This is a genomic window from Polaribacter cellanae, from assembly GCF_017569185.1.
GTDB classification, from domain to species: Bacteria; Bacteroidota; Bacteroidia; order Flavobacteriales; family Flavobacteriaceae; genus Polaribacter; species Polaribacter cellanae.
Genome location: NZ_CP071869.1, coordinates 196,101 through 218,299, shown reverse-complemented (window position 1 = coordinate 218,299; position 22,199 = coordinate 196,101). Strand labels below are relative to the sequence as shown.

19 protein-coding genes are annotated in these 22,199 nt (G+C 29.8%); 13 read left to right on the top strand and 6 right to left on the bottom strand.

All coding sequences use genetic code 11. The features are described 5' to 3' along the window. Positions 1 to 67: 67 nt before the first annotated feature. The 9 genes from murB to lipA all read left to right on the top strand — a co-directional run bounded on the left by murB (position 68) and on the right by lipA (position 7,585). Entirely contained in the window at positions 68 to 1,096 is a 1,029-nt protein-coding gene (gene murB / locus J3359_RS01040) for a UDP-N-acetylmuramate dehydrogenase (protein ID WP_208078891.1), read from the top strand. A gap of 581 nt (positions 1,097 to 1,677) precedes the next feature. Further along, positions 1,678 to 2,535, top strand: a complete 858-nt coding sequence (locus tag J3359_RS01035) for a neutral zinc metallopeptidase (protein WP_208078889.1) — start codon at positions 1,678 to 1,680, stop codon at positions 2,533 to 2,535. A gap of 128 nt (positions 2,536 to 2,663) precedes the next feature. Beyond that, entirely contained in the window at positions 2,664 to 2,867 is a 204-nt protein-coding gene (locus tag J3359_RS01030) for a membrane or secreted protein (RefSeq protein ID WP_208078887.1), read from the top strand. A 15-nt stretch (positions 2,868 to 2,882) separates the two neighbouring features. After that, positions 2,883 to 3,989, top strand: a complete 1,107-nt coding sequence (locus J3359_RS01025; protein ID WP_208078885.1) for a glycosyltransferase — start codon at positions 2,883 to 2,885, stop codon at positions 3,987 to 3,989. Continuing rightward, complete coding sequence (locus tag J3359_RS01020; protein ID WP_208078883.1) at positions 3,980 to 4,543, top strand: RNA polymerase sigma factor; 564 nt, start codon at positions 3,980 to 3,982, stop codon at positions 4,541 to 4,543. Before J3359_RS01025 ends, J3359_RS01020 begins: the two co-directional genes overlap by 10 nt. A 2-nt stretch (positions 4,544 to 4,545) precedes the next feature. Then, positions 4,546 to 5,766 (top strand): Nramp family divalent metal transporter, encoded by a 1,221-nt coding sequence (locus J3359_RS01015; RefSeq protein ID WP_208078882.1) that lies wholly within the window; start codon positions 4,546 to 4,548, stop codon positions 5,764 to 5,766. A gap of 38 nt (positions 5,767 to 5,804) precedes the next feature. Continuing rightward, entirely contained in the window at positions 5,805 to 6,134 is a 330-nt protein-coding gene (locus tag J3359_RS01010; protein WP_208078880.1) for a hypothetical protein, read from the top strand. After that, positions 6,121 to 6,429, top strand: a complete 309-nt coding sequence (locus tag J3359_RS01005; protein ID WP_208078878.1) for a type II toxin-antitoxin system RelE/ParE family toxin — start codon at positions 6,121 to 6,123, stop codon at positions 6,427 to 6,429. The genes J3359_RS01010 and J3359_RS01005 overlap by 14 nt, the downstream gene beginning before the upstream one ends. Before the next feature lie 286 nt (positions 6,430 to 6,715). Next, positions 6,716 to 7,585 (top strand): lipoyl synthase, encoded by an 870-nt coding sequence (gene lipA, locus J3359_RS01000; RefSeq protein WP_208078877.1) that lies wholly within the window; start codon positions 6,716 to 6,718, stop codon positions 7,583 to 7,585. Positions 7,586 to 8,082: 497 nt separating this feature from the next. Here the strand turns inward: lipA and J3359_RS00995 are convergent, their stop codons facing one another. After that, positions 8,083 to 9,441 carry a pyridoxal-phosphate dependent enzyme gene (locus tag J3359_RS00995; RefSeq protein ID WP_208078875.1) on the bottom strand — a complete coding sequence of 453 codons (1,359 nt, stop codon included), beginning with the start codon at positions 9,439 to 9,441 and terminating at the stop codon, positions 8,083 to 8,085. Between the two features lie 75 nt (positions 9,442 to 9,516). Further along, positions 9,517 to 10,752 (bottom strand): ABC transporter permease, encoded by a 1,236-nt coding sequence (locus J3359_RS00990; RefSeq protein ID WP_208078873.1) that lies wholly within the window; start codon positions 10,750 to 10,752, stop codon positions 9,517 to 9,519. Between the two features lie 4 nt (positions 10,753 to 10,756). On the opposite strand from J3359_RS00990, the gene J3359_RS00985 reads away from it, so the two are divergent. Both J3359_RS00985 and J3359_RS18475 read left to right on the top strand, forming a co-directional pair. Further along, entirely contained in the window at positions 10,757 to 12,004 is a 1,248-nt protein-coding gene (locus J3359_RS00985) for an exo-beta-N-acetylmuramidase NamZ family protein (protein WP_208078871.1), read from the top strand. 153 nt (positions 12,005 to 12,157) lie between these two features. After that, a complete protein-coding gene (locus J3359_RS18475; protein WP_208080383.1) occupies positions 12,158 to 12,280 on the top strand; it encodes a GIY-YIG nuclease family protein in 123 nt (40 codons plus the stop codon). Positions 12,281 to 12,585: 305 nt separating this feature from the next. Here the strand turns inward: J3359_RS18475 and carB are convergent, their stop codons facing one another. The 4 genes from carB to rpmH all read right to left on the bottom strand — a co-directional run bounded on the left by carB (position 12,586) and on the right by rpmH (position 18,189). Further along, positions 12,586 to 15,441: a carbamoyl-phosphate synthase large subunit gene (gene carB / locus J3359_RS00975; RefSeq protein ID WP_208078869.1), complete on the bottom strand. Its 2,856-nt coding sequence runs from the start codon at positions 15,439 to 15,441 to the stop codon at positions 12,586 to 12,588. A gap of 74 nt (positions 15,442 to 15,515) precedes the next feature. Further along, positions 15,516 to 17,036 (bottom strand): phosphoethanolamine--lipid A transferase EptA, encoded by a 1,521-nt coding sequence (eptA, locus tag J3359_RS00970; RefSeq protein ID WP_208078866.1) that lies wholly within the window; start codon positions 17,034 to 17,036, stop codon positions 15,516 to 15,518. Beyond that, a complete protein-coding gene (locus tag J3359_RS00965; RefSeq protein WP_208078864.1) occupies positions 17,023 to 17,865 on the bottom strand; it encodes a phosphatase PAP2 family protein in 843 nt (280 codons plus the stop codon). Before J3359_RS00965 ends, eptA begins: the two co-directional genes overlap by 14 nt. A gap of 162 nt (positions 17,866 to 18,027) precedes the next feature. After that, a complete protein-coding gene (gene rpmH / locus J3359_RS00960) occupies positions 18,028 to 18,189 on the bottom strand; it encodes a 50S ribosomal protein L34 (protein ID WP_088352940.1) in 162 nt (53 codons plus the stop codon). 223 nt (positions 18,190 to 18,412) lie between these two features. Between rpmH and pyrG the strand changes: the two genes are divergently transcribed. Both pyrG and yidC read left to right on the top strand, forming a co-directional pair. Next, a complete protein-coding gene (pyrG, locus tag J3359_RS00955) occupies positions 18,413 to 20,026 on the top strand; it encodes a CTP synthase (protein WP_208078862.1) in 1,614 nt (537 codons plus the stop codon). A gap of 205 nt (positions 20,027 to 20,231) precedes the next feature. After that, a complete protein-coding gene (gene yidC / locus J3359_RS00950) occupies positions 20,232 to 22,127 on the top strand; it encodes a membrane protein insertase YidC (protein ID WP_208078860.1) in 1,896 nt (631 codons plus the stop codon). Positions 22,128 to 22,199: the final 72 nt, after the last annotated feature.

The following is a 22,199-nucleotide window of genomic DNA, read 5'->3' as shown; positions in this document are numbered from 1 at the left end:
TCTGTTCGAGTGCAATCGAGAACCATTACAACCTTTCTACTGCGCTCAAGGAGACAAATAAATTACATTGAAAGTCCAACAAAACATATCACTTAAAAATTACAATACGTTTGGTATTTCTACAAATGCCAAACGTTTTGTTTCTATATCTTCTTATTACGATTTACAACAATTGATAAAAGTTGAAAAAGACCTTTTTTTAATTTCTGGCGGAAGTAATATGTTACTTACTAAAGATATCGAAAAATTGGTTGTTCATATTGATATGAAAGGAATTTCTATTGATAATGAAGATGATAATTTTGTGTATATTACTGTTAATGCTGGTGAAAACTGGCACGAATTCGTCCTGTTTTGTATTGCTGAAAATTATGGGGGAATTGAAAATTTATCTTTAATTCCTGGCAATGTTGGTACATGTCCAATTCAAAATATTGGTGCTTATGGAGTTGAAGTTAAAGATACCATTATAAAAGTAGAAGCCATTGAAATTGAAACAGGTAAAAGAGTTACTTTTTCAAATAAAGATTGTGAGTTTGGATATCGAAATTCAATTTTTAAAAACAAATTAAAAGGAAAAGTAATTTTAACTGCGGTTAGTTTTAAATTAACGAAGAAAAAACATCAATTAAATACTTCTTATGGAGCCATTGAAGCTGAATTAGCTTCAAAAAACATTAGAAAACCTACTTTAAAAGACATTTCTGATGCTGTTATTGCCATTAGAAAATCGAAACTTCCAGATCCAAAAGAAATTGGAAACAGTGGTAGTTTTTTTAAGAATCCTGTAATTTCTAAAGAACAGTTTTTAAAACTTCAAAAAGAATATCCAAACATTCCATTTTACGAAATAAAACCTTTCGACTGTGCTCAAGGAGACATTACCTACAAAGTTCCTGCTGGTTGGTTGGTAGAACAAAGTGGCTTTAAAGGAAAACGTTTTGGCGATGCTGGTGTTCACGAAAAACAAGCATTGGTTTTAGTAAATTATGGCAATGCTTCTGGTGAAGAAATTTACGCACTTGCTAAAAAAATTCAAAAAAAGATTTCAAAGAAGTTTAGAATTCCTTTAGAAATTGAAGTAAATGTAATTTAACGTGAGTTCGATTTAAGTAACAAAACAACATACAATTACATCTTACCAATTAATAAACAGCCATTTAGTTTTTTTTGTATCATTTAGACGATAGAGGAAATCTCATAACTTATTGTAAGATTTCTCTTCCTAAGTTCGGAATGTTATTGATTTACAAAAGAAAAATATTTAAGTGGTAAATAATCAATTAGTAATATATCAAACTCACGTTAATTTAAGAGTCCTTTCTCTTCAATATTTCTAAATAACGCTTTTATCTTTTGTTTTTTTTTAATTCTTCACCTGCAAATAAGAAGTTCTTGCAATGTTTTAAATCTTCTCAGTAACTAATTTTAGTTTAAAAACATCTTTTCTAAAAATAGTATAATTAAAACCCATAAGAAAATTAGCCTAAATTTTACACTATTAATATTTTACACTAAAAACAAAATTAAAACGATTTCGTATTAACTAATAACACCAAAAACAACCTTAATTTTACACAAAAAATAAAAAATTAACCTTTTTAACATAATTTTCTCATCACTCTTACGTTGTAATATATAACAAATTAAGTTCAAACCCTTAAAACTTAACTAAAAATGAAAAATTTAAAAAAATTATTATTCCTTATTACACTAACATTTTTTTTTCAAAACTGTACTACAGAAGAAAATATAACCTCTAACACAAATGGCCCTGAAAGCATAATGGAGCCAAGTAATTTAAATTTAGAAAATACAAACAGCTACACTTTAAGCAAATTTGGGAAAGATTCTTATTGGGCTAATTATATTGTAGATAGACCAACAACAGATTTTTTAAAGAAACAACACAATGCAAGTGCTACTTTTTTTGGTATGGGAAATGTACCAATATACTTTGCAGGAGGTTCTGGAACTTTTAATGCACTTTCCTTTTCTCAAGGATATATTGTTTGGGGAGAAGAACTTTTGGCAGGTGCTAAAGGTTATGGAAATGCAGCTATAGCGTATGTTGTAGCTCATGAAATGGCACATCAAATACAATTTAGAGACTCTAGAATTCCTAGTAATAATCATGTAAGTGCTACAGAGTTAGAAGCAGATGGTTTTGGTGGATATTATATTAGAAAAAAATTTACTAGCAACTGGACAACTGCTGCAGGTGCTTATAGGTTTTCACAAACTTTAGCAGGTCCTTTAGGAAGTTCTCATGGTACTGCTCCACAAAGAAGATCTGCATACAGACTAGGTTATTTATTGGCGGAAAATGGTACATATTCTAATAGAAATTTCGATTCTAACTTTTTTTATTACTTTAGAAAATATGTATTAGATGGACAACTGAAAAAAAACCTGAAAAAACCTGAAACAATTGATAAAGAAGCTCACGATAATATTTTATCTCACTTAAAAGAACTTCATGACATTTATACTGGAAAAATATCTGAAAAAGAATTTATGAATCTTAACAATTAAAACTAAATAAAATTTTAGAACTTAATTTTTTAAAAACTGTCTATAATAGACAGTTTTTTTTTGTCAAAAATTTTTCAAAAACTCAAAAAAACATAATTATTTGTATCTTTGTAAAACAATACTATTTTATGAAATTATTTTTTATCACATTAGGTTTATTAGCCCTTGCTGTTCTTGGAATTGCAATAAAAATTTGGGCAAAAAAAGATGGTAAATTTGCAGGAACTTGTGCAAGCCAAAATCCAATGTTAAATCAAGAAGGTGAAGCTTGTGGTTTTTGTGGAAAAACACCAGATCAGTTCGAAAATTGTTCTGAACCTCAACATAACTAATTCTCTCTTTAATTTATGATTTTACCTGTACTTTTCTACGTCTTTGTAGTTTTTGCAGGCATACAAATCGTATATTATCTTGTTTTTTCCTCTTTTTTATTTTTTGATAAAAAACAGCAAAAAAAATATGTGAAAGAAATTCCTATTTCTGTTATTATTTGCGCAAAAAACGAAGCTAAAAATCTACAAAAATTTCTTCCTTTTATTATTGAACAAAATTATTCCGATTTTGAAATTGTTCTCATAAACGACGCTTCTTCAGATAAAACTCGAGAAATAATGGAAGAATTCAAGAAAAAACATGCCAACATAAAAATAATTAATGTAGAAAATATTGAAGCTTTTTGGGGAAATAAAAAATACGCATTAACACTAGGAATAAAAGCCGCTAAAAACGAACATTTACTCTTTACAGATGCCGATTGTAAACCCATTTCCAAAAATTGGATTGCAGAAATGAGCAAGAATTTCACGCGAGAAAAATCGATTATATTAGGATATGGAAAATACAAAAAAGAGAAAAATTTAGTAAACCTATTTGTTCGTTTTGAAACATTGTTAACTGCAATTCAATATTTTGGTTATGCAAAGTTAGGTTCTCCTTACATGGCTGTTGGTAGAAATTTAGCGTACAAAAAAGCTGAGTTTTTTAGTGTGAAAGGTTTTATAAACCATATACATATTAAATCTGGTGATGACGATTTATTTATTAAAGATGCTGCAAATAAGAAAAATACCATTATTTGTACAAAAGAAGATAGTTTTACAATTTCCAAAGCTCCAAAATCATTTAAAGAATGGTTTCGTCAAAAAAGGAGACATATTTCTACTTCCAAACATTATAAATTTAAACATCAATTCTTTTTAGGACTCTTCTTTGTCTCTAAAGTACTATTTTTCTCTTTGGCAACTACTCTATTTTTCTATGATTCTTGGGAAATTATCCTATCGATTGTTTTGGGGTATTATTTCATTCAATTTTTAGTCGTTGGCTTTTCAGCAAAAAAATTAAAAGAACCACAAATTATCTTTTTGTTACCTTTTTTAGAAATTGGATTATTATTATTTCAATTTATTATATTTATAACTAATTTGATTTCAAAACCCAATCATTGGAAATAGACAACACAAAAATTGAACAAAATATTACAAAAGCGAAAAATGGCAATCAGGCTGCATTTCGTTTTCTGTTAGATTCTTTTTGGGGAGATGTTTACAACTATCAATTAAAACGCACGAAAAGCGAAAATGATGCAGAAGATATTGCCATTCAAACTTTTTCGAAAGCGTTTGACAAAATAAATAGTTTTGATGAAAAATACGTTTTTAAAACATGGTTAATTACTATTTCTAAAAATGTTCATATCGACTTACTTCGCAAAAAAAACAGTTCTATTTCTGTGGAAACAACCAAAGAACAAGAAGATAAAGTTTATTTGGTGGTTGATGAAAATCCAACGCCAGAAGACAAAATAATTCGAGAACAAAATTTAGCAAAATTGTTAAGAGACATTAAACAATTAAAGCCTAAATACCAAGAAGTTATTCAGTTGCGTTATTTCCAAGAATTAAGTTACAAAGAAATTTCTGAACATATTAACGAACCAATAAACAACGTAAAAGTAAAGCTTTTACGTGCTAAAAAATTGTTGTCCGAGATAATTAAGGAGTCTTAATAATGAAAAAATCCTTCTTACAATCTATAGGTCCAGGTTTGTTATTTGCAGGCGCAGCAATTGGGGTTTCTCATTTGGTGCAATCTACAAAAGCAGGTGCCGAATTTGGCTTTGGTTTGTTATGGGCTTTGTTGTTGGTACATCTTTTTAAATATCCGTTTTTTCAATATGGACCACGTTATGCAGCTGCAACAGGAGAAACTTTATTGGATGGTTATCGTAAATTAGGAAAAGGCGTTTTGGTTGCCTATTATATTATTAATTTTGCGACGATGTTTACCATTCAAGCTGCTGTAACCATTGTTACTGCTGGTTTGGCTTCACAATTATTTGGCTTTACAAACGATTTGGTTTTATGGTCTATCATTTTGTTATTTGTTAGTTTAATTTTTTTAGTTGTCGGAAAATATAAGTTATTAGATAATGTAATGAAATACATTATTGTTATCCTAACAATTAGTACCATTATTGCAGTTTTAGTGGCACTTTTTAGCACCAAAGAAGTTTTTGATGTTACTCAAATTTTACCATCAGGAACTGTAGAAATCACTTTTTTAATCGCATTTTTAGGTTGGATGCCTGCTCCTTTAGATGTTTCCATTTGGCATTCTATTTGGTCTGTGGAAAAAGACAAAACAACCATTATAAAAACCAAACCAAAAGACGCAATTTCCGACTTTAATATTGGTTATATTGGCACCCTATTTTTAGGAATTTGCTTTGTACTTTTAGGAGCATTAGTCATGTACAAATCTGGAGAAACCTTCTCGAACAAAGGAGGTGTTTTTGCTTCGCAATTGATAAACTTGTACACCAAAAATTTAGGTGATTTTTCTTATATTTTTATTGCAATTGCTGCGTTTACAACTATGTTTAGTACTACCATTACTACTTTAGATGCTTCTCCAAGAGCCATGAATAGAACCACAAAACTGTTATTTAACAAAGAATTAAAATATGGTTATTGGTTTTGGATTCTTTTCCTTTTTGCAGGTACTTTTTTAATTTTGAAATATTTTATGGATAATATGGGACTTTTAGTAAAAGTTGCTACTATTTTATCTTTTTTAACAGCGCCATTTTATGCGATTCTAAACTATGTTTTAGTCACTGGAAAACATATGCCAAAACAACATCAACCTAATATTTATTTAAAAGGTTTAAGTATTGTAGGTATTGTGTTTTTAATCGGATTTAGTATTTGGTTTTTGATGAATATATAAAATATTTGTTTATATTTATACTTTAAAACTCCATATATATGAATAGAGTGAGTGTAATTTATGAATATGATGCTATAATTGAGAAATTAGCAGACGATATTAAAAACAGTGATTTTAAAGTTCAATATTTTTTAAAACTATTGAATTTAAAAAGTAGTTTTTTTTATAAGAAAATTCGTGAAAAAAGATTTACAAGTGAAGAACTAAAATTAATTTCTAAAGATTTATATCCTGATGAATTTCAAGACTATAAAGAAGAATTAATTGATAAGTTAATAGAAAAGTCTAAACAAGAAATTAAAGAAGGTAAAGTTTCAAACTTTGAAGATATTTTACAAGAAAGTAAAATAAAATATGGAATTTTATAATATTATTTCCTCTAAATTATCTGACAAAACCTACCAAAGTAATATTGAATATTTAGAAGAATTATGGACTATTAAGGAGGTAATTAATTTTATTAAAAAGACGGAAGAAGTAATAACAATACTTAAAACTTCTCCAAGAACATTCAAAAAATACAAAAATCATAAAAGTATACACCAAATAGTAATTGTAAAACAAATTACTTTATTTTATGAAATCAATGAAAAAAATGTTCACCTTTTATTTTTCTTCAATAATTATCAAGACCCAAATAAAATTAAAAAATTATTAGAATAGTAAAATTGAATCTTTACATAAATCTGTAAACTTATTTTAAATTAATCATGAACCAGATCTACGCATCAGGAAAAAGCAATTATATATTAGAATTGACGAAAAAATTAAGTCTAAAGAAGAAAGAAATTCTTGCTTCAAATAACTTATCTGAAGGAGAAAAAAAAGCAAAAATTGCTTCCATAGATAAATCTTATCGTTGGAAAAGAAAACTCGCGGAATACTGTAACTTTTAACTTTTCTTTTCTGTTTTTTACTTCGTATCTTTGCATTCTAATAAAGAACGAAAATGGCTGTAGACTCTGTAATCCTTCCTGAAAGACCCAAAAAACCAAAATGGTTGCGTGTAAAATTACCAGTTGGTAAAAAATATACAGAATTAAGAGGTTTGGTAGACAAATACAAACTAAACACTATTTGTACAAGCGGAAGTTGCCCAAATATGGGCGAATGTTGGGGAGAAGGAACTGCAACATTTATGATTCTTGGAAACATTTGTACACGTTCTTGTGGTTTTTGTGGTGTAAAAACAGGAAGACCAGAAACTGTAGAATGGGATGAGCCAGAAAAAGTGGCACGCTCAATTAAAATTATGAGCATTAAACATGCTGTAATTACTTCTGTAGATAGAGACGATTTAAAAGATGGTGGTTCTATTATTTGGGCAGAAACTGTAGATGCAATTCGTAGAGCAAACCCAAATACAACTTTAGAAACTTTAATTCCAGATTTTCAAGGAAATACAAAACAAATAGATAGAATTATAGAAGTGCATCCAGAAGTGGTTTCGCATAATATGGAAACTGTAAGAAGATTAACTCGTGAAGTTAGAATTCAGGCGAAATACGATAGAAGTTTAGGTGTTTTAAAATACCTAAAAGAAAACGGAATGCGTACCAAAACTGGCTTAATGTTAGGTTTGGGGGAAACTGAAGAGGAAGTAATACAAACCATGAAAGATTTACGTGAAGTAAATTGCGACATTATTACGATTGGTCAATATTTACAACCTACCAAAAAACACTTACCTGTAAAGGAATTTATAACTCCAGAACAATTTAAAAAATACGAAACCTTAGGATTAGAAATGGGTTTTATGTATGTAGAAAGTGGTGCTTTGGTGCGTTCTTCTTACAAAGCACACAAACATGCTATATAATTGTTAAAAAACTCTAAAAATATATTTTCAAATAATTTTTGGCACACAGATTGCAAAAGCATAATTCGAAGAGACGTAGTAAACCTCTTTCATTGTGTAAATTTATTTGAATTAGTTAGTTAGTTAAAAAAACCATTTCGTTTGAGATGGTTTTTTTTGATTTTTTTGAAGTTTCATTTTTAAATTTTATGGTCTAGATTCAGTTTCTTTAGCAATTGCTTGTGCTTAAATCGCAAAACTGTTTTACTCTTAATAGATTTGTATAATATATTTCTGTATTAAAATTACCACAATAAAACAGAAATGGTATAAATTATGAGATTTCTTCTATCGTAGAAATAACATAAAAAACTACATATCAAAAAATAAATAAATTAAAGCAAGATTATATATTTTTTATAAAATCAATCTCACGTTATATTAACAAGCTTTCAATTGTACTCAAGCTGGCATTAAACTCAAAAATTTAAATTTAGAACAAAGAACTTTAAACCAATTTACATTGCACTAATTATGTCGTACTTTGTAATAATATGATAATTCCCATTCTCTAAATCCACCAAAACAGCCTGATTTTCTTTTGTTATCAACTTAGAAATGGCATCTAATTTTGCCGATTTTTTTACAATAGGATATGGGTTTCCCATAATATCTTTAATTGGCTTATCTGCAATATTTTTATCGGCAATAAAATTATGTAACAAAACAGATTCGTCAATAGAACCCACAAAACCATTAACATCTTTTACAGGAATTTGACTAATTTTAAAATCGCGCATTCTTTCAATGGCGTGCGAAACCAATTCTTCTGTTTGCACAGTTACCAAGGTTCTTTTTTCATCATTTTTTACCAAATCTGCAGCAGTTTTAATATCTTCTTCTAGAAAACCTCTATCTCGCATCCAATCGTCGTTAAACATTTTACCCACATATCTACTTCCATGATCGTGAAACAACACCACAACAACATCGTCTTTCGTAAAATGATGTTTCAATTGCAACAATCCTTTGATGGCAGAACCTGCAGAATTCCCAACAAAAATTCCTTCTTCTTTGGCTATTTTTCTTGTGTAAACAGCAGCATCTTTATCAGTTACTTTTGTAAAACCGTCAATTAGAGAAAAATCGACATTTTTTGGTAAAATATCTTCTCCAATTCCTTCTGTAATGTATGGGTAAATTTCGTTCTCGTCGAAAATACCAGTTTCGTGATATTTTTTAAATACAGAACCATAGGTATCTACTCCCCAAATTTTAATATCGGGGTTTTTCTCTTTCAAATATTTTGCAACTCCAGAAACTGTTCCTCCAGTTCCAACACCCACTACAAAATGCGTGATTTTCCCCTCAGTTTGTTCCCAAATTTCTGGTCCAGTTTGCTCATAATGTGCAGTCGCATTACTTGGATTGTCATACTGATTCACATACCAAGAATTAGGCGTTTCTGTTCCTAAACGTTTAGAAACTGAATAATAAGAACGAGGATCGCTTGGTTCTACATTTGTTGGACACACAATTACTTCTGCACCCACAGCACGTAAAATGTCCATTTTTTCTTTCGATTGCTTGTCCGATATTACAAAAATACATTTGTAACCTTTTACAATTGCTGCCAAAGCCAAACCCATTCCTGTGTTTCCAGAAGTTCCTTCGATAATGGTACCTCCAGGTTGTAAACGTCCATCTGCTTCTGCATCTTCAATCATTTTTAACGCCATTCTATCTTTTACGGAATTTCCTGGGTTAAACGTTTCTACTTTCGCCAACACCAAAGCATCTACCTCTTTTGTAACTGAATTTAATTGTACCAAAGGCGTATTTCCAATGGTTTCTAATATATTTTTTGCGTATTTCATATCGTAAATTTCAATTACAAAGGTAAATTATTTTTTGGGCGTTCCCTAAAGGTTCATATAAACAAAATATAATTTTTAAGCGAACTTAATAGACTTCGAAGGATTTATTTTTGTAATAATGTAAGAAGGAATCAATAGCATTAAAAAACACATAAATAAAGTTCCTAAATTTAAAAGAATAATTGCTTTTAAAGAAATATAAACTGGCATTACATTTACGTAATAAGTTTCTGGATTTAAGGTAATTAATTCGAAAAAATACTGAATTCCAATAATAGATAATCCAATAACATTTCCCCAGAAAAGTCCTTTTAAAATAAGGTAAGAAGCATTGTATAAAAACACTTTTCGAATGCTTGTATTTGTGCTTCCTAATGCTTTTAAAATTCCAATCATTTGCACACGTTCTAAAATTAAAACGAGTAAAGCAGTAATCATATTTATACCAGCAACAAAAATCATAATTATAATTATTACCCAAACATTATTATCGAATAATTTAATCCAATCGAAAACAGTTTGATTTATATCTATAATAGTCTTGCTATTTAAAGTAGCTCCAATTTTACTGTAAATTTCGTCTCCTTTTTCTTTAATTTTATCGAAATTATCTAACAAAACCTCAAAACCACCAACTTGATTTTCGGTCCATTTGTTTAGTTTTTGGACTTCTCTTATGTCGCCAATCATCATATTTTTATCAAACTGAGCAAAACCTGTGTTGTAAATTCCTGTAATTATATATTTTTTATTGGAAGGTAATTTACTCGTAGATGTTTTTAAAAATGTTGCATTAATTGTATCATTTAGTTTTAATTGTAAACGATCTACGATGGTTTTCGATAATAATACATCTCTTGTTCTTGGCTGGTTAAAATCGGGCAACCTTCCTTCTACTATGTATTCTTTAAAAAAAGTCCAATCGTAATCAGATGAAACTCCTTTAAAAATAATACCTTCGAAATCGGTTTTTGTTCTAAGAATTCCTGCTTTTTTTGCAAATATTTGCACATTTTTTATCCCTTCTATATCTTTAAATTCTGGGTAAAAATCTTGGTTAATATCAATGGGAGTTATAGAAACATCGGAATTATTATTATCGTAATTTAAAATTTGAACGTGCCCTTGAAAACCCGCAATTTTATCGCGAATTTTACCTTGAAAGCCAGATGCGATTGCCACAGCAATTAACATTACAGCAATTCCTAATGCAATTGCAGTGATTGCAATTTTTATTATTGGCGATGAAATGCTATTTTTATACTTTTTGCCAGCGATAATGCGTTTTGCAATAAATAACTCGTAATTCAAATTGATGATAAAATTAATTCACCCCAAAAGTACATATTTATTCTTATTTCTATTGTTGAATTTTCAGCTGATTTCGTGCGCCCAAAAAAAGGTTCAAGATTCAAAATTGAATGTTAAAAGTTCGAAAATTAAGGTTTTAAAAATTAAAACTGGCGCAGAACAAACCAATTTATATCTCGACTTATTAAAAGGAAAAAATATTGGGCTTGTTGCCAACCAAACTTCGGTAATAAGGAAAAAAGAAAAGAGTGAAAAGAAAAAAGAGTTTACACACTTAGTAGATAGTTTGCTTTCTTTAGATATTTCAGTAAAAAAAGTATTCTCTCCAGAACATGGTTTTCGCGGAAAAGCAGATGCTGCAGAACTTATAAAAGATGGTTTTGATACCAAAACAGGGTTACCAATTATTTCTATTTATGGAAAAAGTAAAAAACCTTCTGCAAAACAATTAGAAGGAATTGATGTGATGATTTTTGACATTCAAGATGTTGGGGTGCGATTTTATACTTATATTTCTTCGCTTCATTATGTAATGGAAGCTTGTGCTGAAAATGGAATTCCTGTTATAATTCTTGACAGACCAAACCCAAATGCTCATTATATTGATGGTCCAGTTTTGGAAATGGCACATACCAGTTTTGTTGGCAAACATCCTGTGCCTGTGGTTTATGGAATGACCATTGGCGAATATGGACAAATGATTAACGGAGAAAAATGGTTAAAAAATGGCATACAATGCGATTTAAAAGTAATTCCGAATAAAAATTATACACATAATTCTAGATATTCTTTGCCTATAAAACCTTCGCCAAATTTACCAAATGATAAAAGCATTAACTTATATCCAAGCTTAGGTTTTTTCGAAGGAACTACCATTAATGCTGGACGTGGAACAGCATTTCAATTTCAAAGATATGGAGCGCCTTTTTTTAAGAAAACGGATTTCTTTTATACTCCACAAGCAAATGAAGGTGCAAAATATCCAAAGCATAAAGGAAAAATCTGTTATGGAAAAGATTTGAGCAAAACCCCACATCTCTCAAAAATTGACTTGTCTTTTTTAATGGATGCCTACAAACAAACTCCCAAAACAAAAAAGTTCTTTGGCGAAACTTTTACCATACATGCAGGTACAAAAAAACTGCAACAACAACTAGAACAAGGTTTACCTGAAGAAGAAATTAGAGCAAGTTGGGTTGATGGTTTGGAAAAATTTAAAATTATTCGTGAAAAATATTTAATTTATAAATAACCTTGTTATTCCTATTTTCTCCAAGAATAACAAATAGAATATTTTCTTAAATTTATTCTTTAATAATTATCTTATTAAACTTTTCATTTCTAACTTTATATTTTATTCAATATAAACCCAATAAGCAATCCAAAATTCAGTAATAAATGAAAAATATTCACCAATATTACGTGTGTTTTTTGGTTAGTAAATAGAGAAACTTTATATATTGGAGCTACCAATGATTTACAAAGAAGAGTTTACGAGCATAAAATTGGAATAAAAAAGTTTTCCTGAAAAATATGATGTAAATAGATTGGTTTATTTATTTTGAAACATATAAAAATATTGAAGAAGCAGTTACCAGAGAAAACAACATAGAAAAGGAAACATGCTTGGAAAAGTAACAGACAGAGCTTAATTTACACTCCCGTCTTAAAATCTAAACAGCAACACTGTAATACAATTTCTGCATTAAAATTACTGTAATAAAAATTACTTTTTCTTTTTTACTACAAAAAAAAGGTACAGAAAATATGATTTTCTGTACCTTTTTTATTCTTCAAAATTAATTTGTTGCGGTGCTTCTAAAAAGTGTATAATTATTTATTTAAGTACATTTTTCGTCTTGCATATAAGTCGTAAAACTCGTCGTCTTTTAAACTATCGACAAATAAGATACTTTCTCCAGTAGATTTCATTTCTGGTCCTAGTTTCTTATTCACATTCGGAAACTTGTTGAAAGAGAAAACTGGTTGTTTAATTGCATAACCATCTAATTGTGGATTAAAATTAAAGTCCGTAACTTTATTATGACCCAACATTACTTTTGTTGCATAATTTACATATGGTTCTTTGTAGGCTTTCGCAATAAAAGGTACAGTTCTAGAAGCTCTTGGATTTGCTTCAATAATATAAACTACATCGTCTTTTATTGCAAACTGTACGTTTATTAAACCAACCGTTTTTAATTCTCTTGCAATCGTATGTGTATGATCTTTAATTTGTTGTAACACTAAATCTCCTAAATTAAAGGCTGGTAAAGTTGCATTAGAATCTCCAGAATGAATTCCACAAGGCTCTATGTGTTCCATAATTCCAATGATGTACACATTTCCATCTGCATCGCAAATCGCATCTGCTTCTGCTTCAATAGCTCCATCTAAATAATGGTCTAACAACAGTTTGTTATTTGGCATTCTACCTAATAAATCCACTACATGCTCTACCAATTCTTCTTTGTTGATAACGATTTTCATTCCTTGCCCTCCCAAAACGTAAGAAGGTCTTACCAATATTGGGAAATCTAACTCGTCTGCTAATTTTAAAGCTTCGTCTGCAGTTTCTGCAATTCCAAATTCTGGATAAGGAATGTTATTGTCTTTTAACATCGAAGAGAATCTTCCTCTATCTTCTGCAATATCTAAGGCTTCAAAAGAAGTTCCTATAATTTTAATTCCGTATTTTGTTAACTTTTCTGCTAATTTTAAAGCGGTTTGCCCACCTAATTGCACAATAACTCCTTCTGGTTTTTCATGACGAATAATGTCATAAATATGTTCCCAGAAAACAGGTTCGAAATATAATTTATCTGCAGTATCAAAATCTGTAGAAACCGTTTCTGGGTTACAGTTAATCATAATGGTTTCGTAACCACATTCTGCAGCTGCTAAAACTCCATGCACACAACAATAATCGAACTCAATTCCTTGCCCGATTCTGTTTGGTCCAGAACCTAAAACAATAATTTTCTTTCTATCTGTTACAATACTTTCGTTTGCAATGGTAATTTCGCCATTTGCAGTTTCAATTTCGTTTTCGAAAGTGGAATAGTAATAAGGTGTTTTCGCTTTAAATTCGGCAGCACAAGTATCTACCAATTTAAATACACGTTGTACTTTTAATTCTTCTCTTTTTGTATATACTTCACTTTCCAAACAGCTTAACATGTGTGCTATTTGTCTGTCTCCATATCCTTTTTGTTTTGCTTCTAACAATAAATCTCTTTGAATTGTATCAATTGTATAGGTAGAAATTTCTTTTTCTAATTGAAATAATTCTTCATATTGTTTTAAATACCACATGTCTATTTTTGTGATATCGTAAATTTGACTTAAAGGAATTCCCATTGCAATTGCATCGTAAATTGCGAACACACGATCCCAACTTGCATTGGTTAATTTTTCTATAATTTGGTTGTAGTTTGTGTAGCCTTTTCCATCTGCACCTAAACCATTTCTTTTAATTTCTAAAGATTGTGTTGCTTTGTGTAATGCTTCTTGGAACGAACGTCCAATTCCCATTACTTCTCCAACTGCTTTCATTTGCAAACCTAAAGTTCTGTCTGAACCTTCGAATTTATCAAAATTCCAACGTGGTATTTTTACAATTACATAATCTAAAGTTGGTTCGAATAAAGCAGATGTAGATTTTGTAATTCCGTTTTCTAATTCATCTAAAGAATAACCAATCGCTAATTTTGTTGCCACTTTTGCAATAGGATAACCTGTTGCTTTAGAAGCTAAAGCAGAAGAACGCGAAACACGAGGATTGATTTCAATGGCAATAATATCTTCTTTTTCGTCTGGCGAAACTGCAAATTGTACGTTACAACCACCTTCAAAATCTCCAATAGAACGCATCATATGAATTGCCATATCACGCATTTTTTGGTAGGTTTTGTCAGACAAAGTCATAGCTGGTGCCACTGTTATGGAATCTCCTGTATGAATACCCATTGGATCCATATTTTCGATAGAACAGATAATTACAACATTATCGTTTTTATCACGTAATAATTCCAATTCGTATTCTTTCCAGCCCATCATAGCTTTGTCAATCATTACTTCGTGAATTGGAGAAGCTTCTAAACCTCTACTTAACAATTCGTCGAAATCTTCCGATTTATATACGATTGATGCTCCTGCCCCACCTAAAGTGTAAGAAGAGCGAATTACTAATGGAAAACCAAATTCTTGTGCAATTTCTTTTCCTTTTAAGAAGGAAGTTGCAGTAGCTTGTGGCGCCATTGGCACACCAATTTTTAGCATTAGCTCTCTAAACTGTTCTCTATCTTCTGTAATATTAATGGCATCTATATCTACTCCAATCAATTTTACGTCAAAATCTCTCCAAATACCTTTATCGTCTGCTTCAATACAAAGGTTTAATGCAGTTTGTCCACCCATTGTTGGTAAAACAGCATCGATTTGTGGGTGTTCTTTTAAAATTTGAATGATCGACTTTGTAGTAAGAGGCAACAAATAAATATGATCTGCCATAGAAGGGTCTGTCATAATTGTTGCTGGATTCGAATTAATTAAAATTGTTTCAATTCCGTCTTCTCTTAAAGATCTTAGAGATTGCGAACCAGAGTAATCAAATTCACAAGCTTGTCCAATTACAATTGGTCCAGATCCAATAATTAAAATTGATTTTAGTTTGTTATTTTTTGGCATTATGTAGTTGTGTATTTAGTGCGTAAAAATAGTTAGAATTTAACTATATATCAAATTGATTATTTTATTATTAATTATTTAAAAATGCTCTTGTTTTCATCATAAATAGGGCTTTCTATTGCTAAAAAGTCTAAAACACTATGAAAAACATTTTGCTGTGATAAAAATTCGTTCTTTTTTAATTCCTTAGAATTGTCCGATAACCAAACAATAAACGGAATTTCTAATTGTTCTTTTGGTGCAATACTTGCAGGAATTCCATGCATGTACAAGTTACTTTCTCCTAAAGATTCTCCATGATCGGAAACATAAAGCATCGTGCTTTTGTATTCTTTCAATTCTTTTAATTGATTTATTAAAGTCGATAAAATATAATCTGTGTAAAGAATTGTATTATCGTATGCGTTTACCAACTCTTCTTGCGAACAATTTCCTAATTCTACACTTTTACAAATTGGTGTAAATTTATTGAATCTTGAAGGGTATTTTTTGTAATAAGTAGGGCCATGACTTGTACTGGTGTGTAAAACAACTAAAATTTTATTTTTTTTACTTGCCAATAATTGCTCGTTTAAACCACTTAATAAAACTTCATCGTAATTACAACCTTCTCCTTCACAATCTTTTTTTAGTTCTCTTCCTTGAATATAGTTTTTAATATGTACTGGTGGTTCTCCCCAGTTTGATGTTCTCCAAATAACCTCTACATCGTTTCTAAATAAATAATTTGGTAGAATTTCATATAATTTATTACTTTCTTTATGTTCTAAAATACATTTAACGCCTGCTGTTGTGTAAGTTGCACAAGAATTTGCTTTATAAGCGTGTATATTATTTATTTTTGATAAAAGTGGGGTTGTCTCCTTCTCATATCCATATAAAGAAAAATTTGCACTTCTTGCCGATTCTCCAATTACAAGAACAGCAATCGATTTTTCATTATTTTTTATGGTTGCATTTGGCAGTAAAATTTCTTGTTTGTTTTCTTGATTTTTATGATAATAAAACCTAGAAGTATTCACTACATAAGACCAAGGCATTACCAAGGCTCCTAGTGATTTTGAGTTTTTATCAATCCACAACCAATTGCTTGAATTTATATAAACTAAGGTTAAAATAAAAATAAAAGTAAGTATAATGTGCACGAAAAACTTCTTGATTTTTACACGAACTAATTTCGTTTTAACTATAAAAATACTTGGTATAATTCCTAAAAATACAATATATACTATTAAAGTGAAGGAGAAGAAAGCACTGGATTCTTCGTAATTGGTATTTAAAACATTACCAATCATAGATTTGTCTATAATAACACTATATGTATTAATAAAATAGAGTGCAATGGAATTTCCAATCGCAAAAAAAACTAACAAAAATTTACCAACTCTTCGAGAAATTGTTAAACCGATATAAAAAACAAATGCGTTTAAAACGAAGATTAAAATCGCTAAACTTCCAATTAACAAAACACCGTTTAAACTCTTATAATTAATGTTATTCGTAGTAAATTTAAATACTGGTAAATGATATAATACCAAGTTTATAAAACTTACGATAATAGCAAAACGATTTATTTTTATTTTATTTTTTAACATAAATCTTTATCATTAAATAAAATGTTGAAATAATAGCAAATAAAGAGAAGTAAAATATTATCAAGTTAGCCTTTAAAATTTTATGAACTATAGTAAGGCCGCCTGTTATTAAAATAACTATAAAAATTGGGTAATATTTTTTATTTCGAATCCATGCCCAAATATTAAATTTATTATTGATAAAAATTGCCAAAACTGCGCAAATATAACCAATAGTTGCTCCAATTAAAACGTCTAACGGATAATGCGCTCCAACGCCAACGCGAGAAATTACAACAACCAAACCTACTAAAAGAATAAAAACCGACCAAGTTATTTTAGATGTGATTTTTTTCGGCATAAAAGCAAATAACAAAATTGTAATAACACTAAACGTAGTTATAGAGTGCCCTGAAGGTAAGCTTGTTGCTCCTTTTAGAGTTTTACCAATAATTGTAAAACTCTCATTATCGAAAATTGCAGCGGGTCTTGGAACAGCAAAAACTCTTTTTAAAACATAAGAAACTATTAGTGAAATTAATCCTGATGTTAAAACTGCGCCCCAAATTTTAGGTATATAAATAATAAAAATTGTTACTAACGAAAAAATAATTAATGCATCTCCTAATTGCGTTAAATTATACTGCAAACTTGGTAATTGAGATAACTTACCATTCAAATAAAAAAATAAGTTTTCTTGAATTTTAATGTATCCATCAACAGAAAAAGAACTTTTTATAAATAAGATGAAAGCAATAATAAGCAATAATAAAAAAGGTAAAAAAAGTAATTTTAATCTTAATTTATTAAAATTGTTATTTACATTAATGTCTAATTTATTATTTAACATATTTAAATTTAATACTAAAAAACTTATTTAGAACCTCTTCTTTTTAACAACCTAAGTTACTGTACTTAATTCGTTTGTAAAAATAGTTAGCAGTTAGGTATAAAAAAAGGTGTTACTAAAAATAGTAACACCTTAATTATTAACAAATTGTTAATCATTATATTATCTTTTATGTCTTGTTTCCGAAGACACAGAAATTTTCTTTCTTCCTTTAGCTCTTCTACGAGCTAAAACTTTCCTTCCATTAGCAGAAGCCATTCTTTCTCTGAAACCGTGTTTGTTTCTTCTCTTTCTTTTCGATGGCTGATAAGTTCTTTTCGGCATTATATGTATTTTTAAATGACTTCTTTAATATTTTTTGCTCAATGAATTTACCTCATTTAAAGCGTGGGCAAATATACAACTGTTTTTATTTTTGACAAACACAATTTGAAAAAAAATGAAATATTTTTTCTTCACGCAAATCTACAATTTTTAGAAATGTTTTTACCTTTTTTATTTGACAGAATTTTTAGAGTTAGTACTTTTGCGCAAACCTAAGAATACCATGAGTAATACTAAATACGTTTTTGTAACAGGAGGCGTAACTTCATCACTTGGAAAAGGAATTATTGCAGCATCTTTAGCAAAACTATTGCAAGAAAGAGGCTTCTCTGTAACCATTCAAAAATTAGATCCTTATATTAATATAGATCCAGGAACACTAAATCCTTACGAACATGGCGAATGTTATGTGACAGACGATGGTGCAGAGACCGATTTAGATTTAGGGCATTATGAGCGTTATTTAAACATACCAACTTCGCAAGCGAACAATGTAACTACTGGTAGAATTTATCAATCTGTAATAAATAAAGAGCGAAAAGGAGAGTTCTTAGGAAAAACGGTACAAGTAATTCCTCATATTACTGATGAGATAAAACGTAGAATTCAGCTTTTAGGCAAAACTGGCGATTACGATATTGTAATTACAGAAATTGGTGGAACTGTGGGAGACATCGAATCTTTACCTTATGTAGAGTCTGTTCGTCAATTATTATGGGAAAAAGGAGAAGAAAATGCAATTGTTATTCATTTAACTTTAGTACCTTTTTTAGCTGCTGCTGGCGAATTAAAAACAAAACCTACACAACATTCCGTAAAAATGTTAATGCAAAGTGGAGTGAGTCCAGATATTTTAGTGTGTAGAACAGAACACGAAATTTCTGATGAAATTAAACGCAAACTAGCCTTATTTTGTAATGTAAAGAAAGAAGACGTAATACAATCGATAGACGCAGAAACCATTTACGATGTGCCTAACTTAATGTTAGAACAAAATTTAGATACGGTTGTTTTAAATAAATTGAAGCTTTCTTCTAAAGGAGAGCCAGAATTAAAAGTTTGGAACAACTTTTTACGCAAACATAAAAACCCAAAACACGAAGTAGAAATTGCTTTAATTGGTAAATATGTAGAATTGCACGATTCTTACAAATCGATTACAGAAGCATTTATACATGCAGGTTCTTCTAACGAAACAAAAGTAAATGTTCGTTGGGTACACTCAGAAAGTTTAACCCCTAAAAATGCTGAAAAGAAATTAAAAGGTGTTAACGGAATTTTAGTAGCTCCTGGTTTTGGAGATAGAGGAATTGAAGGAAAAATTAGAGCCGTAAAATATGCTCGTGAAAACAATATTCCTTTCTTTGGGATTTGTTTAGGAATGCAAATGGCTGTAATCGAATTCGCAAGAAATGTATTAAATTTAGAGGGTGCTTCTTCTTCAGAAATGAATAAAAGTGCAAAACATCCTGTTATTAACTTAATGGAAAGTCAAGAAAATGTGACTGAAAAAGGAGGTACAATGCGTTTAGGAGCTTGGGATTGCCAACTAAAAAAAGGTACAAAAACCTATGCTGCTTACAAATCTGAAAATATTAGCGAACGTCACAGACATAGATATGAGTTTAACAACACTTATTTAGAGCAAATTGAAGCTGCAGGAATGAAAGCTGCTGGAATAAACCCGAAAACTGGTTTGGTAGAAGTGGTAGAAATCCCTTCACATCCTTGGTTTGTGGGGGTACAATATCACCCAGAATATAAAAGTACGGTTTTAAAACCGCATCCTTTATTTGTAGATTTTATTAAAGCTTCTTTAAAACAGTCGAAACTATAGCTTGTCTGGGTTGAGCGCAGTCGAAACCTAAACTTCTCGACTGCACTCGAAGAGACATTCTAAAACGGAATACTATTTGAACTACTAACCATATCAACAATAATCATAGCAAAATAAACATAAAACAATACTGTTTTGCTACATTTGTCGCCTTTTACTTCGACAAGAAGTTTAAAGATGACAAACTGACATTTTAAAATAACACATGGAACAAAAAAAATTCGACTTCAATTCTTTTATTGGAATGATTTTATTAGGAGGAATTATTCTTTGGTGGATGAACACCAATAGTCCTAAACCTGATACAACTACAGACACAAATACTACACAAGTTGTAGATTCTACAAAGGCAACAAGTAATACAACTACAAACCCTGTTGTTAAAGAAACTACTTTCGAAAACGATTCTATTAAACAATTAGTTTTAAAAAATAAATTAGGTGCTTTCGCGCAAAGTGCAATTTCTGCTTCTAAAGGTGTTACTGTTTTAGAAAATGAAGTTGTTAAATTAACAATTGATAATAAAGGCGGACAAATAAAAGAGGCTTTAGTTAAGAATTTTAAAACTTACGACTCGCTTCCTTTATATATGATTAAAGACAATAATGCGTCTTTTAACATCAATTTTGGAACCACAGACAATAGAATTTTAAACACCAAAGATTTATTTTTTGAGCCAACTGTTACAAAAAACGGCGCAAACCAAGTAGTTTCTTTAAAATTAAAAGTTTCCAAAACCCAATTTTTGGAGTATAGATACGAAATGAAACCTAAAGACTATTTGGTTAATTTTTCTATTCGTTCTCAAGGTTTAGGAAATGTAATTAATTCTTCGAACCCTATTAATTTAGATTGGACTTTAGATGGTTATCGTCACGAAAAAAGTTTAAAAACAGAGAATACGATGTATTCTCATTACTATTATAAAGCAGAAGACGAAGTAGATTATATAAATGCTGGAAAATCGGAAGTGTTAAATGATGTAGATTGGGTTTCTTACAAACAACACTTTTTTACTTCTAGTTTATTGTCTAACAAACCTTTTAATAACGCAACAATTACTTCTACAGATTTAGTTAAAAATGAAGAGATTGATACTGTTTTCACAAAAAGATTCGAACTAAAAACATCTTTAGAATTGTCTAATGGAGAGTTAAATTATAATATGAAATGGTTTTATGGCCCAAATGATTATAATTTATTTAAAACAAAACAATTCGAAGGAACAGATTTAGCAAATTCATCTGATTTAGGTTGGGGAATTTTCGGTTTTTTAAACAGAACTGTTTTTTATCCTGTTTTTAATTTCTTAGAAGGATTTTTATCTAACTATGGATTAATAATTATTTTAATGACCATTGTTGTTCGGATTATTATGTCGCCATTGGTGTACAAATCGTATTTATCGAGCGCAAAAATGAAAGTAATTCGTCCAGAATTAACAGCATTAAATGAAAAATACCCTGGTAAAGAAAACGCGATGAAACGCCAACAAGAAACTATGGCAATTCAGCGAAAAGCAGGGGTTAGCATGATGTCTGGTTGTATTCCTGCATTATTACAAATGCCCGTATTTTTTGCCTTATTTAAGTTTTTTCCTACAAACATTGCATTAAGACAAGAAAGCTTTTTATGGGCACCAGATTTATCTTCTTATGATGTTATTTTTAAGTTACCATTTAGAATTCCTTTTTATGGAGATCACGTAAGTTTATTTCCAATTTTGGCATCTGTAGCTATTTTCTTTTACATGAAAATGAATCAAAGCCAACAAGCAAACATGCAAGCTCCACCTCAAGAAGGTATGCCAGATATGAGTAAAATGATGAAGTATATGATTTACTTCTCTCCTATTATGATGTTATTTTTCTTTAACAACTATGCAAGTTCTTTAAGTTTGTATTATTTTGTTTCTAACTTACTAACCATAGCAATTATGTTAGTAATTAAGAATTTTGTAATTGATGAAGATAAAATTCATGCACAAATCGAAGAAAATAAAAAACGTCCAGAAAAGAAGAAAAGTAAATTTCGCCAAAGAATAGACGATGCTATGAAGCAAGCGCAAGAACAACAAGCACAGCAAAAGAAAAGAAAATAATATTTTTTTATATCTAATTAAAGTCCAAAATTTTACGTTTGGACTTTTTTGTTTTAAATAGTAAAATTGTTA

Bases quoted from the DNA above. Each gene is read 5' to 3' on its own strand.
- lipA (WP_208078877.1), top strand. From the start codon at position 6,716: ATGGCTGTAGACTCTGTAATCCTTCCTGAAAGACCCAAAAAACCAAAA.
- J3359_RS01015 (WP_208078882.1), top strand. From the start codon at position 4,546: ATGAAAAAATCCTTCTTACAATCTATAGGTCCAGGTTTGTTATTTGCA.
- J3359_RS01005 (WP_208078878.1), top strand. From the start codon at position 6,121: ATGGAATTTTATAATATTATTTCCTCTAAATTATCTGACAAAACCTAC.
- pyrG (WP_208078862.1), top strand. From the start codon at position 18,413: ATGAGTAATACTAAATACGTTTTTGTAACAGGAGGCGTAACTTCATCA.
- carB (WP_208078869.1), bottom strand. From the start codon at position 15,441: ATGCCAAAAAATAACAAACTAAAATCAATTTTAATTATTGGATCTGGA.
- J3359_RS01010 (WP_208078880.1), top strand. From the start codon at position 5,805: ATGAATAGAGTGAGTGTAATTTATGAATATGATGCTATAATTGAGAAA.
- rpmH (WP_088352940.1), bottom strand. From the start codon at position 18,189: ATGCCGAAAAGAACTTATCAGCCATCGAAAAGAAAGAGAAGAAACAAA.
- J3359_RS01035 (WP_208078889.1), top strand. From the start codon at position 1,678: ATGAAAAATTTAAAAAAATTATTATTCCTTATTACACTAACATTTTTT.
- J3359_RS00985 (WP_208078871.1), top strand. From the start codon at position 10,757: ATGATAAAATTAATTCACCCCAAAAGTACATATTTATTCTTATTTCTA.
- J3359_RS01025 (WP_208078885.1), top strand. From the start codon at position 2,883: ATGATTTTACCTGTACTTTTCTACGTCTTTGTAGTTTTTGCAGGCATA.
- J3359_RS01030 (WP_208078887.1), top strand. From the start codon at position 2,664: ATGAAATTATTTTTTATCACATTAGGTTTATTAGCCCTTGCTGTTCTT.
- yidC (WP_208078860.1), top strand. From the start codon at position 20,232: ATGGAACAAAAAAAATTCGACTTCAATTCTTTTATTGGAATGATTTTA.
- J3359_RS00995 (WP_208078875.1), bottom strand. From the start codon at position 9,441: ATGAAATACGCAAAAAATATATTAGAAACCATTGGAAATACGCCTTTG.
- J3359_RS00965 (WP_208078864.1), bottom strand. From the start codon at position 17,865: ATGTTAAATAATAAATTAGACATTAATGTAAATAACAATTTTAATAAA.
- eptA (WP_208078866.1), bottom strand. From the start codon at position 17,036: ATGTTAAAAAATAAAATAAAAATAAATCGTTTTGCTATTATCGTAAGT.